Source organism: Gordonia sp. DT219 (assembly GCF_049847065.1).
Classification (GTDB): domain Bacteria; phylum Actinomycetota; class Actinomycetes; order Mycobacteriales; family Mycobacteriaceae; genus Gordonia.
Genome location: NZ_JBNCNR010000003.1, coordinates 168,772 through 181,880 on the forward strand (window position 1 = coordinate 168,772; position 13,109 = coordinate 181,880).

12 protein-coding genes are annotated in these 13,109 nt (G+C 67.6%); 1 reads left to right on the forward strand and 11 read right to left on the reverse strand.

Features of this window, described 5'->3' with window-relative positions:
* The first annotated feature begins 37 nt into the window (after positions 1–37).
* Positions 38–553: a hypothetical protein gene (locus ACPXB3_RS06470; protein WP_425727106.1), complete on the forward strand. Its 516-nt coding sequence runs from the start codon at positions 38–40 to the stop codon at positions 551–553.
* A gap of 6 nt (positions 554–559) precedes the next feature.
* Here ACPXB3_RS06470 and ACPXB3_RS06475 read toward each other — a convergent pair whose 3' ends face one another.
* The 11 genes from ACPXB3_RS06475 to murD form a co-directional block, all read right to left on the reverse strand.
* Positions 560–1,384 (reverse strand): DivIVA domain-containing protein, encoded by an 825-nt coding sequence (locus tag ACPXB3_RS06475; protein WP_425705880.1) that lies wholly within the window; start codon positions 1,382–1,384, stop codon positions 560–562.
* A gap of 326 nt (positions 1,385–1,710) precedes the next feature.
* Complete coding sequence (locus tag ACPXB3_RS06480) at positions 1,711–2,028, reverse strand: YggT family protein (RefSeq protein ID WP_425727108.1); 318 nt, start codon at positions 2,026–2,028, stop codon at positions 1,711–1,713.
* A 135-nt stretch (positions 2,029–2,163) separates the two neighbouring features.
* Positions 2,164–2,913, reverse strand: a complete 750-nt coding sequence (locus ACPXB3_RS06485) for a cell division protein SepF (RefSeq protein WP_425705868.1) — start codon at positions 2,911–2,913, stop codon at positions 2,164–2,166.
* Between the two features lie 97 nt (positions 2,914–3,010).
* Positions 3,011–3,742 carry a YggS family pyridoxal phosphate-dependent enzyme gene (locus ACPXB3_RS06490; RefSeq protein ID WP_425705867.1) on the reverse strand — a complete coding sequence of 244 codons (732 nt, stop codon included), beginning with the start codon at positions 3,740–3,742 and terminating at the stop codon, positions 3,011–3,013.
* Positions 3,739–4,533, reverse strand: coding sequence for a peptidoglycan editing factor PgeF (gene pgeF / locus ACPXB3_RS06495; protein ID WP_425705879.1), 795 nt, complete (start codon positions 4,531–4,533; stop codon positions 3,739–3,741). The genes ACPXB3_RS06490 and pgeF overlap by 4 nt, the downstream gene beginning before the upstream one ends.
* Before the next feature lie 20 nt (positions 4,534–4,553).
* On the reverse strand, positions 4,554–5,729 hold the full coding sequence (ftsZ, locus tag ACPXB3_RS06500; RefSeq protein ID WP_425727110.1) for a cell division protein FtsZ: 1,176 nt from the start codon (positions 5,727–5,729) through the stop codon (positions 4,554–4,556).
* Positions 5,730–5,914: 185 nt separating this feature from the next.
* A complete protein-coding gene (locus ACPXB3_RS06505; RefSeq protein WP_425705878.1) occupies positions 5,915–6,613 on the reverse strand; it encodes a cell division protein FtsQ/DivIB in 699 nt (232 codons plus the stop codon).
* Positions 6,613–8,184 (reverse strand): UDP-N-acetylmuramate--L-alanine ligase, encoded by a 1,572-nt coding sequence (murC, locus tag ACPXB3_RS06510; protein WP_425705865.1) that lies wholly within the window; start codon positions 8,182–8,184, stop codon positions 6,613–6,615. Before murC ends, ACPXB3_RS06505 begins: the two co-directional genes overlap by 1 nt.
* A 73-nt stretch (positions 8,185–8,257) precedes the next feature.
* Positions 8,258–9,535: an undecaprenyldiphospho-muramoylpentapeptide beta-N-acetylglucosaminyltransferase gene (murG, locus tag ACPXB3_RS06515; protein ID WP_425727112.1), complete on the reverse strand. Its 1,278-nt coding sequence runs from the start codon at positions 9,533–9,535 to the stop codon at positions 8,258–8,260.
* An 89-nt stretch (positions 9,536–9,624) separates the two neighbouring features.
* On the reverse strand, positions 9,625–11,490 hold the full coding sequence (ftsW, locus tag ACPXB3_RS06520) for a putative lipid II flippase FtsW (protein WP_425727114.1): 1,866 nt from the start codon (positions 11,488–11,490) through the stop codon (positions 9,625–9,627).
* Entirely contained in the window at positions 11,487–13,100 is a 1,614-nt protein-coding gene (gene murD, locus ACPXB3_RS06525) for a UDP-N-acetylmuramoyl-L-alanine--D-glutamate ligase (protein WP_425727116.1), read from the reverse strand. The genes ftsW and murD overlap by 4 nt, the downstream gene beginning before the upstream one ends.
* Positions 13,101–13,109 lie beyond the last annotated feature (9 nt).

Genomic DNA, 13,109 nt, shown 5'->3' on the forward strand with positions numbered 1-13,109 from the left:
AGGGCGGCGACGGTGGTACGGGTCGGGACCGGTCCGGTTGCGACTTATCCTGCTGTTCCCGGCCCTGCTGATCCCGGCCCGGCTGGGGTCCACGCTGTTGCGGCCGAGGCGCATCCGACTGGCGTTGACCGCCGGTGGGCGGCGAATCAGGGCGCGACATCACGTCTTCCCAGAGCGCGCGACGGTCGTCCTCCGGGAACCTGACCGGTCCATCGTCGTCTGCGACATCGCCACCGTCATCGAGATAGCGATCATCCGCGTAGTCCGCGGCGTCCGAATCGGAGTCGTCACCGGTCGCGACATCATCGCGGTCGACATCATCGGGTTCGACATCTCCGAATCCGAATCCACCGCCGGTGTCCTCGTCCTCCGGCTTGCCGCGTCGTCCGCTCCAGACGATGTCGGTGACGAGGAAGATCAGCCCGATCAAACACACCACGATGCAGGCGATCGCCAGCCACAGTGTGCCGGTGATCAGCCCGACGACAAGCAGGACGAAACCGACAAGGGTGGCAGTCAGCGCCAGGGTCAGCACGTCATCGACCTACGTTGATCGGGTTCAGCTCTGCGAGTAGCTGCTGAAACCACCGTTGCCCGGATCTGTCGAGAAGGACTGATCCGCCTGACGACCACTTTCCACCGGCGCGGCGCTGCCACGCTGCTGCAGTTCCTCGAGCTGAGATTCCAGATAGGTCTTGAGACGAGTGCGGTACTCGCGCTCGTAGATCTTGAGCTGTTCGATCCGTCCCTCGAGCACCCCACGCTGCTGGTTGATGGTGCCCATGATCTCGGAGTGTTTGCGCTCGGCATCGCTCTGTAGCGAGTCGGCACGTTCCTGCGCCTGGCGCAGTTGCGCCTCCGAGCGGGTCTGCGCATCGGCGAGAATGGCCTCCGAACGCTGCCGCGCGTCGGCCAGCAGTGCCTCGGATTTGTTCTGCGCATCGGAAACCATCGAATCCGAACGCTGCCGCGCGTCGGCCAGGAGCGAGTCGGCTTCATGCCGCGAGGTGCTCGTCAGGCGATCGGCCGTCTCCTGCGCGAGCGCCAGAACCTTGGCTGCACGGACATGTGCGTCCGCGTCGCCCGCGGGCGACGCCGCCTGGCTGGGAGCCGAGGTGGGCTCTGGCGCGGCGGCCGCGAAGACCTGGGTGTGATCTTCCGACGGTGCCGGTGACGAAGCCCCGGCACCCGACTTGGCATCGGAGAGTTCACCGTCGAGCTCCTCGACGCGCTGCTTGAGATCGGAGTTCTCGTCGATCAGCCGCGCAAGTTCTGCTTCGACAAAGTCGAGGAACTGATCCACCTCGTCTTCGTTGTAGCCGCGTTTACCGATAGGCGGTTTGCTGAACGCGACGTTGTGCACATCAGCTGGTGTCAGCCGCATGTCGGTTCCCCTCAATGTCGTTCGAGCTGCTTGTCTTGGGTCGAGCGTCTCTTCGGTCAATTGTCGATCCACTGGTCATTACAGACTGTCACTGACCATTCATACCAGTCAAAATCTGTAACTAGCGTCTTATCCTGTCACATCCGAACCGTTCGGTGTAGGACATCGATGTCGTCCTGCAATCAAACGGTCGCTCAACTATGACATCAGCAACCGGGGCACGGGCCAAGCCCAGCCGGGGTTCCGAAGAGAATTTTGCGCCGGTTTCATGCATGTTCACATGCCGAGAGTTGACACACCGTACTTCGATGTGCCTGGCCGGATACTCACATACCGAGTGCCGATATCGCCGCACTCGTCCGGAATGAACTCGCGACCTGCATCGCGATCACCACCACGATCAATACGATCATCAGCGAGAGGTCGAGGCGCACCGGCCCGAGCGGAATCGGCGGGATGATTCGCCGGAGCAGCTTGATCGGCGGATCGGTGAGAGTGAAAGTGACCTCGATGAGCACCACGACGATGCCGGTGGGGCGCCATTCACGCGCAAAGCTGCGTACCAACTCGACGACGAGCCGGGCCAGGAGCAACAGCCAGTACACGAACAGGACGTAATAGATGACCTCGAACACAATCGCCACTTCTCAAGAGTGCCTGACGCAACGCGCCCGCGGCCGCACCGGGGGTTCCGGCACGTCGCCGCGGGCACGGGGACGCTAGGGGTACGGAATGTCCGGAATGCCGCGTCGCGACAGACTCGGTGACATTCGCGCCGGTCAGGACTGGTTATAGAACCCGGTCTCGGCGATCTTCCGCCGATCCTCGGGCGAGACGTCGACATCGGCCGGTGAGAGCAAGAACACCTTGGTGGCCACCTTGTCGAACGACCCACGCAGCGCGAAGGCGAGTCCGGCCGCGAAATCCACCAGCCGCTTGGCATCGTCATTGGTCATGTTGACCAGATCCATGATCACCGGGTTGCCGTCACGGAAACGCTCGCCGATGGTGCGCGCCTCACCGTAATCGGAGGGACGCAGGGTGGTGATCTTGTTCAGGGGACCGTCGGCGAACACCCGCTCGAGCTCGCCGTGGTCGGCGCCGGCCGAACGCGATGGGGAGGCCGCGCGCAGAGTCGCACCGCTCGAGCGCTGCAGCGGCTCGAGACGTGCCGCACGCATACGCTCCGGCGGCATCTCGGTGGCGGCCCGCACGCTTCCCGCGTATGCGTACTCGGCGCTGCCGTAGCCCTGAGCGCCATAGCCCTGGTCGTATCCCTCGTATCCGCCGACCGCAAGCCGTCGCTCCTCGACACGGCCGACGTCGCGGTAGCCTCCGTCACGGTAGTCGCCGTACCCGGAGTCGGCGAGTGCCTCGTCACGGTAGGACGAATCGCCGTAGTACTCATCCCGGTACGCGCGCTCGCGCTGCGCCTGCCGGACCGGACCGGGCTCGTCGAGGTAGTCGTCCTCGTACTCGCTCGGAGGCACCATGCCGAAATATGCCTTGAACTTCTGCATCGTGGTCATGCGCTGGGCCTCTCTGTCGTCCGACTCTCAAGAGTGGATGTTGCAGCTGTTGCCGGTGTGTGGGCTGTTCTCGGTGGTTCGCGTGTGACTTATGTGATTAGTGAGAGAGTATCGGCCGGGATCCCATGATCGCGGTACCGACACGCACGCATGTCGAGCCGTATTCGACGGCAATCACCATGTCCGAACTCATCCCCGCCGACAGCTGCCCGGCCTTCGGATGGTCGCGCAGAAACACCTCCCGCACACGGGCGGTCTCCGTCATCGCCTGGCGCGGATCGGCCTGCAGCGGCGCGATGACCATCAGTCCCAGAAGACGCAACGACGCGGCCGCCTCGACCCGATCGGCAAGCGCTGGCAACTCCGTCTCGAGGACTCCGCCACGGGTCGGATCACCATCGAGGCTGACCTGACAGAAAACCCCGAGCGGTTCCGACCGGAGGTGTCCGTCCAGCGCAGCCTGTGCACCCGTGGCCAACTGGTCGACGATCTTGTCACGATCCACCGAATGAACCGAACGTGCCCACTGCGCAACGGTTTTCGCCTTCTTCGTCTGCACGCTGCCGATCATGTCGAACACCGCGCCCGACTGCCCGGCCAGCTCACCGAGCTCGGCGATCTTGCGACTCGCCTCGGGCTCGCGGGACTCACCGAACTCCCGCTCCCCCAGCTCGATGAGCCGGGCCACGTCGGCGGCCGGGAAGAACTTCGTCACCACCAGCAACTCGACGTCACCGGGCTCTCTGTCCGCGGCCGCGACCGCCGCGTCGAGCGACTCGCGCACCGCGGCCAATCGCCCGGCGAGCTCCGCGGTCCGCCGATCGTTCATCGTCCGGCCTGCTCGGCCCCCGACGGTCCGGGCTCTGGTTCCATCCAGATGACCGACGCGAGCCGGCCGGTCGGCGCGCCGCGCCGATGACTGAACAGGACCCGGTCGGAGATCGTGTCTCGCGGATCTACGGCCACCGCGTTCACTCCCATGGCCAGCAGCTGACGCCGGATACCGGCCCTCAGGTCCAGGCCCGCGGTTCCGGCCGCGGTGCGGCAGGCACTTCCCGGCAGATACTCCTCGACGTCACGCTGCATCGAATCGGGAACCTCATAGTGTTCGCCGCCGGCCGCCGGACCCAAGAAGGCGCCGATACGTTCGGGCCGCGCGCCGAGGGTGATCATCGCCCGCAGCGCCGCAGGCACGATGCCGATCCGGGCACCCACTCGACCCGCGTGGACCCCGGCGATAACGCCCGCGACGTCGTCGCTGAGCAGTACCGGCACACAATCTGCCGACAACACCGCCAGCGCCACCCCGGGCAGCGCGGTCACCAAGGCGTCGGTGGCGGGCACCCGGATCGAGGGCCCGACGTGCTCGACATCCGACGACGAGAACGTCGACTCGTCGACCACGGCGACATTGCGACTGTGGATCTGCTCCATCCACACCAGCCTGGCCTCGTCCACCCCGATCCGCTCGGCCAACCGGGTGCGATTGGCCGCGACCGCAGCCGGGTCGTCGCCGACGTGATCGCCGAGGTTGAAACCGTCGTACGGTGCCGGCGAGACCCCGCCCGCCCGGGTGGTCGTCACCCGCCGTACCCGAACCGCGGCCGGCGGTCGCCGCACCGCGCCCGCGTCGTTCACGCCTACCGCTTCATGAACGACGGAACGTCCACGTCATCGTCGTCGTCGAGCGTTACGTTGTTGCGGCGGGGACGTTCCGGGGCCGGCGACGCGAAAGGGTCGCCCTGGCCCGCCGGCATCTCACCGAACAGCGGATCGTTCTTGGACGCTCGGGTCACGTCGCCGGCCTGCGCCGCACCGACCTTGCCCGCGCCGGGCGCCGCGGCCGGGGTGTCGGCCCGCTTGCGCGGTGATCCACTGTCGAATCCGGCGGCGATGACGGTCACCCGCACCTCGTCGCCGAGGTTGTCGTCGATGACGGTGCCGAAGATGATGTTCGCGTCCTCATGTGCGGCCTCCTGCACCTGGGTGGCGGCATTGTGGATTTCGAACAGGCCCAGGTCACTGCCGCCGGCGATCGAGATGAGCACACCACGTGCACCCTCCATCGACGCCTCGAGCAACGGCGAGTTGATGGCCGACTCCGCGGCCTTCTTCGCACGGTCCTCACCCCGCGACGATCCGATACCCATCAGCGCGCTGCCTGCATCGCTCATGACGCCCTTGACGTCGGCGAAGTCGACGTTGATCAGGCCGGGAGTGGTGATCAGATCGGTGATGCCCTGCACACCGTTGAGGAGTACCTCGTCTGCGCTACGGAAGGCGTCCATCAAACTCACCTGCGCGTCGCCGAGTTGCAGCAGCCGGTCATTCGGTATCACGATCAGCGTGTCGCAGGATTCACGCAGCGCAGTGATGCCGACCTCGGCCTGGTTGCCACGGCGCTTGCCCTCGAACGCGAACGGACGGGTCACCACACCGACCGTCAATGCCCCGAGCTTGCGGGCGATCGACGCCACGACCGGCGCTCCGCCGGTTCCGGTGCCGCCGCCCTCGCCCGCGGTCACGAAGACCATGTCGGCGCCCTTGAGGAGTTCCTCGATCTCGTCGCGGGCGTCCTCGGCCGCCCGTCGCCCGACCTCGGGATCGGCGCCGGCACCGAGCCCACGGGTCGAGTCCCGGCCGACATCGAGTTTGACGTCGGCGTCGCTCATCAACAGCGCTTGCGCGTCGGTGTTGATGGCGATGAACTCCACCCCCTTGAGCCCCTGCTCGATCATGCGGTTCACGGCGTTCACGCCGCCGCCGCCGATGCCGACGACCTTGATCACGGCCAGGTAGTTGTGCGGTGGCGTCATGACGCTCGCCTTCCTCTTGTCGATCTGTGAAACCCTAAACCTCAACCACAGATTCAGAGTTATGTCAAGTAGTGGTGTTGGGAACGACGCTAGGCATCGCCACCCCCGCGGGCCAGGACGTCGCCCGGCGTGTCGCCAAACTTGTGCCCGAACGGGCCGATCCGAGGCAAGATAGGGGTCAGGGCTCAGCGGTAGGCGGGGAAATTCGGTGCGGAGACGTTGTATTCGGTCGCATGCCGGGTCAACAGATATCCGAGCGTGCGCGCCTTCTCCTCGCCCCGCGAATCATCGCCCCAGATCACCTTGCGGTTGCCGGTAAGGGCGAACTCTATGTCCACCGGTGACGTCGCGATCACCTTGACCACCAGCGCCGACAATTCCGGCGGCAACCCGGCGACGGCTCCGAGTGCGGCCCGAGTCGTCGGGTCCGCGGGTCCGGGGGTCGCGGTCTGCAGAACCGGCAGCTTCTTGATCTCCGGCGGGCTCGACGCGACCGGAAACGTCAGATACCCGACTCCCGAATGATCGAGAACATGCACCTTGTCGCCCTCGGGAACCAGCGCGACCGGCACCCGCTCGGCGACGGTGATGTGCAATGTCGACGGGTAACCGCGTTCGACCCGGGCCGATTCGACCGACGGGATCGCCGCGATACGACGCGCCACCGCCTGCGTGTCGACCCTCAGCAGCGGGGTGCCGGGGGGCACCGCGGCCGCATCGAGGATCTGGGCGCCGGGCACGGTGCGGTTACCACTGACGTCGGTGTCGCGCACCGACATCAACGGGGTCAGATAGGCGACGAGCACCAAGCCGACCACGATCACCACTGTGAGCACCACTCCCAGTACGATTCGCGGACGACGACGTCGCGGCAGCACGCGCATCATCTCTCACCGCCGCCCGGTCCACCGCCACTCGAGACCTCGCCCCCCGGGCCACGGGCGGCAAGCGCGGCAAGAATCTCCGGCCCCTGCATGGTGATGTCGCCGGCACCGAGGGTCAGCACCACGTCGCCGTCCTCGGCCATCTCGGCCACGAATCGCGCCAGCGACGACAGATCGGGCTCGAAATGCGCGGTCCGGGTCATCCGGTCGACGATCATCCGACCGCTCACACCGGGTACCGGCTCCTCGCGCGCGCCATACACGTCCGCGACGACGACCGCGTCGGCCACATCGAGCGCCGCGGCGAACTGATCAGCGAATTCCGCTGTGCGCGAATAGAGATGCGGCTGGAACACGGCCACGACACGACGTCGGCGCCCACTACTGTCACCATCGACCATCGCGCGCGCGGCCGCCAACACCGCAGCAACCTCGGTCGGATGATGAGCGTAATCGTCATACACGTCGACCTCACCGACACGGCCCTTGAACTCGAAGCGCCGGCGCACCCCCGAGAATGCCTCGACCCCGCCGATCACCTCCGACAGCTCGCCACCGGCGCAGACCGCGGCGACGATCGCGCCGAGTGCGTTGCGGGCCATGTGGATTCCCGGCATGGTCAGTGCGACCGAGCACTGTGCCGGCGGGTCGGCCACCGGCGCGGAAAAACGCACCTGCACATCACTTCCGGCCGCGGTCGGCATCCATGACTCCATCGTCGCCACCGCCCGCACGCCGTCGGGAACGGCCGCTCCCGGCGCCCCGTACCCGAGTACCGACACGCCCCGCTCGGCCAGTGCCGCGGCGCATCGCCCCGCCAGCGCCGACGAGCCGCGATCATCCAGGCACACCACCAGCGCCCCGCCCGGCGTGATGCGCTCCGCGAAGGCGTCGAAGACAGCCACGTACTTCTCCGCCGTACCGAAGAAGTCGAGATGATCGACCTCGATGTTGGTGACCACCACAATGTCCGGCGTGTACTCGAGCAGCGATCCATCGCTCTCGTCGGCCTCCGCGACGAAGACCGGCCCGCTGCCGTGATGCGCATTGGTCCCCGACTCGTTCAGTTCGCCGCCGATCGCGAACGAGGGATCCAGGCCGCAGTGTTGCAGCGCCACCACCGCCATCGACGTCGTCGACGTCTTGCCGTGCGTCCCGGCGATCAGCACGGTGCGATAGCCGACCATCAACTCGGCCAGCACATGCGGGCGTAGCAAGATCGGGATCCGGCGCGAACGGGCCGCCACCAACTCCGGATTGGTCTTCGGGATCGCGGCATGAGTGGTCACCACGGCCGTCGGTCCGCCCGGGAGCTGGTCGAGGGCAGACGGGTCGTGGCCCACCTGGATACGGGCCCCGCGGGTGCGCAACGCGAGAATCCCCCGGCTGTTCTTGGCATCCGATCCCGACACCTGGCCGCCGCGGGCAAGCAGGATCCGGGCCAGCCCGGACATTCCCGCGCCACCGATGCCGACCATATGAACCCGTCGCAGATGAGCGGGAACCGGGTGCTCGAAACCCGGCTGCTCGGAAGTCTCCCCGACCGTCGGCCCGGGCACATCGCCGCTCATGGGTTCACCTCCATCGCCTCACCACACCACCGGGAGCCGACGCCGGTCCCCGGATGCCGCCGCTGCCAATTGTTCACTGCCCGGAGGTCGATCGTGGCGAACGAAACGCGGCGGCGAGGCCGCGACGATGCTCGCCGGCACGAAAGTCGGCCGCCAGATCCAATGCCGCACGCGCGACCTCGGTCGCCGCGTCACGATGCCCCGTCCCCGACGCCGCCACCGACATCGTCGCGAGCCGCTGCGGATCCGACAGCAGCGCCGGAACCTCCCGCCCCACCCACTCGCTGGTGAGGTCATCGTTGTCGACCAACAGTCCGCCGCCGGCCGCAACCACCGGCAATGCGTTGAGCCGCTGCTCGCCATTCCCGTGTGGCAACGGCACATAGATCGCCGGCAGCCCCGTTGCCGATACCTCGGCCACCGTCATCGCACCGGATCGACAGACCACCAGATCGGCAGCCGCATACGCCAGGTCCATCCGCTTGAGATAGCCGACACCCCGATACGGCGGCGCCCCCGGCGGTGATGCCGGATCGATCGAGTTCTTCGGACCGTACGCATGCAGCACACCGATCCCGGCCCGTCCCAGAGCCTCCGCCGCACCGGCCACCGCGGAATTGAGTTGCTGGGCGCCCTGCGATCCACCGAACACCAGCAACGTCGGGGCATCGGCATCGAGACCGAAGTAGTGACGGGCCTTGGGACGCAATGCGGCCCGGTCGAGTTCGGCGATCTGCCCGCGCACCGGAATCCCGACCACCCGCGCATCCGCCAGACCCGAACCATCGACCGCCGCGAGCACCACGTCGGCGAAACGTGCGCCCACCTTGTTCGCGATCCCCGCACTCGCATTCGCCTCATGGATCACCACCGGTAGCCGCCGCTTGCCACGTATGTGGATCTGCGCCGCCAGATACGCCGGGATCGACACATAGCCACCGAAACCCACCACCACGTCGGCATCGACCGCGGTCAGCACCTTGCGCGCGGCCAGGACCGACCGCGCCAGCCTGCCCGGCGTCTTCGCCAACTCCACACCGGGCTTACGCGGCAAGGGCACCGGCGGAATCAGCGACAGTTCATATCCGCGCTCGGGTACCAGCGTCGTCTCCAGTCCGCGTTTGGTGCCCAGGGCCGTGATCCGGGCCTGCGGATCGAGCCGGCGCACCGCATCGGCCACCGCCAGCGCCGGCTCGATGTGGCCGGCGGTTCCACCGCCGGCCACCACCACCGACAACGGGCGAGAATCCGACTTCCGGGGCGCGGACCCGCCTGCCTTCTCCGGCCGCACGTCGTCGGGCCCGGTCTCGTCAGGCGATTCCATCGCGGGGGTCTGCTCGGGCGATTGCATCGCGGGACTTCAACTCCATTCGGCCGCCGATTCGACGGATCGCACTCTCATATCCAACACTCGCCTCACCGGCGGTGCCCCGAGTCGGCTCACCGACGACGATTCGCACCACCGGCATATCCCCGTGGCTGCGACCGCGACGGCGTCGCCGAATAGCCCGAACGGGGCCGCCACGAATGGCCACCCGCCGTGCCGTACGGCCCGCTCGCTTCGCTCCCGGCGCCCCGCCGATAGGGCCCGCTCGCTTCGCTCCCGGCGCCCCGAAAACCAGGCCCGCTCGCTTCGCTCCCGGCGCCTGAACGATACCTGCCCCGACCCGCCGGTGCCGGTACCGGGCGCGCCGCCGGATCCGGTACACCGGGATCGGACCGGCCACCCGGCCACATCCGCTTCCACACCGGCCGCTTGACCGCAGGCTCCGGCCCCCGGCCGCGACCCGGCCCGGACCGCGCGCGTCCCGGAGCCCCGGGCATAACGCCACCTCGACCGTCGAGCCGATCACGCAGCACCTCCGCACGAGACGGGGTGTAGGCCACCGGCGGCGGCACCCGCAGCAATCGGCCGAACCGTCTGGTCCGGCCCGACGACAACGCCACCACTGCATCGGGTTCGTGACGAGCGGCGTTGGCCAGCAAGCCCAACATGGCCAACACCGTCAGGGTCGACGTACCACCCGCCGACAACAGCGGAAGCTGAATACCCGTCACCGGCAGCAAACCGATCACATAGCCGATGTTGATCAGTGCCTGCGCGGTGATCAACACCGTGATGGTTGCCGTCATCAGCCGCAGGAACGGATCAGTCGACCGGTGCGCGATGCGGAAACCGACAAACGCGAAGATCACGAAGAGCGCCACCACCAACAACCCCCCGATGAGCCCCAATTCCTCACCGATGATCGCGAAGATGAAGTCGTTGTGCGCGTTGGGCAGATAGTTCCACTTCGCTCGACTCTGCCCGAGGCCGACTCCGAACACTCCACCATTGGCCAATGCATAGGTGGCCTGACGCGCCTGATACCCGGCACCCTGCGGGTCATCGATACCGCCGAGAAAGCTCATCACCCGCTGCGAACGGTAACTCTCGACCAACGCCAACACGACTGCGATCGCGATCCCGGTGACCACGAATCCGCTGAACACCTTGATCGGCAAGCCCGCGAACCAGAGCAACGTGCCCACGATGATCGCGATCGTGATCGTCGTCGACAGGTTTGGCTCGAGGATGATCAGCAGGCAGATCACCAGACCCACCGGCACCAACGGGACGAGTAGTTCCCGCAGCGGCGCATTCTCGCGACGGCGCGACGCCAGCAGGTGCGCGCCCCAGACACAGAGTGCGACCTTGACCAGCTCCGATGGCTGTACCGACAACCCGGAAATCACGAACCATCGGCGCGCACCCTGACTCAGGGTGCCCACCCCCGGGATCAACACCAGCGCCAACAGCATCGTCGTGATCACCATCAGCGGCGCGGCCAGGCGACGCAGCACCCGCACCGGCAGTCGGAGGGTGAAATAGAAGACCACGACGCCGAGTAGAGCGAAGACCACCTGCGTGGCGAACAGGCCGTAGGCCGATCCGTCCTGCGAATATCCCTCGACCGAAGACGCCGACAGCACCATCACCAGGCCGAACACGGTCAGCAACAGCGCCAGCGTCAAGATCAGATGATATGACGCCAATGGCCGGCCCAGCAGGCTGCGCGTCCCCTCGACGATCGTCGACAAAGCGGTCCCGACCGTCTCCGCCGGGCGGGCACGCGAGTGCGTTCGGACGCCGGTACCCGGTGACGCCGACCGCCCTACACCGGCCACCCCGGTGGTGTCGTCGGTGCTGTCGCCGGATTCGGGGTCCGCCGCATCCACGTCGTCGGTCACGATGTCGCCGGACGCCGAATCCGGGTCGGCGGGTCGCGCGGCGGCGGTTCTGCGTCGGGACGACGCCGCGCTCATCGGCCTTGCGCCTGCTCGGCACCGCGCCGGGCGGTCAGCGACCGCGCGGCGTCGGCGAATGCGTCTCCGCGCCGGCCATATCCGGCGAACATGTCCAGCGATGCGGCTGCCGGCGCCAACAGGATCGCGTCGGGCCGGTCCTCGGCTCGGCCGGTGTCGGCCAGCGCCCAGGCGGCGCCGACGGCCCGATCCATCACCGCCACCGCCGCATCGCCCGGGCTCGGTGCCGTATGCGTGACGGCGGACGGGCTCGTCGGACCGGGAAGACACACACCAGCCGGAAAGGAGAGTTCACGCTGTAGGGTCACCGCCCCATCGTCCCCTGTGAACACTGTGACTGTTGGGACTTCTGGGGCGTGTCGCGCGATCGCTGCGACAACCAGGTCGCGGTCCCGCCCGATCGCAACGACCCCGGCGAGGCGATCGGCGATGGCGTCGAGCATCGTGTCGAGCGACGCACCCTTCAACAGTCCGCCCGCGATGAGAATCACCCGTCGGTGCGCCGCGATCGCCGCCTGGGCGGCATGCGGATTGGTGGCCTTCGAATCGTCGACGAACTCCACGCCGTCGATCCGCGCGACGATCTCGCCGCGATGGGCGGCGGGCCGGAAGTCGGCCAGCGCCGATCCGATCGCGTCCGGTGGCACGCCGATCGATCGCGCGAGCGCCGCAGCGGCCAGCGCATCGGACCGGCCCGACGGCCCCGGTGGACGAATGCCGGTGACATCGGCGAGTGCGACACCGGCCCCTGATGTCCCGGCACCGGGCTCCCCGACCGCAAAGGCGCGGTCGACGATCTCGCCATCACGGATACCGAGCTGGCCGTCCCCGGGTTCACCGAGTGTGAAGCCGACTCGGCGGCCGGCGACCGGCAGTGCGGCAGCGACCGGGTCGTCGAGCCCGACGATGCCGATGCCCCCGTGCAACGCGATCTGTTTCGCCTCGGCGTAGGCGCGGAACGACCCGTGCCAGTCGAGGTGGTCCTCGGCCACGTTGAGTACCACCCCGGCGGCCGGCGCGATCGACGGCGCCCAAAACAGTTGAAACGACGACAGTTCCACGCACAACACCTCGACGCGGGGCGTCTCCCGCATCGCGTCGAGAATCGGGAGCCCGATGTTGCCGCAGGCCGCAGCGGCGCGCCCGGATGCGGTGACGATGTCGGTGAGCATCGACGTGGTGGTGGTCTTGCCGTTGGTTCCGGTGACCACCAGCCACGTGCGTGGCGGACCGTAGACACCCGCGGCGTCGAGGCGCCAGGCGAGTTCGACTTCGCCCCACGTGGGGATGCCTGCGGCGTGTGCGGCCTCCGGCAGCGCGTGACCGGGCGCAAAGCCCGGGGAGACGATCACCACATCGGTGCGGTCGGTCCAGGCCGGGTCGGCGAGTAGATCGGCGACGGCGATGAGTCGGGCCCCGCGGTCGACGATGGCCGAGGCTCCCGCGATGGCGGCGAGTTCGCCGGTGGTGACGCGATCGTCGGCGATGGTGACGCGCGCGCCGAGGTCGAGCAGATGGTCGGCGGCCGACATCCCGGCCGCACCGCCACCGGCGATCACCACCGAGTCACCCGCCACCGGTTTCGGTAGCCGCGACGGGTCTTCCGGCATCACTGACAC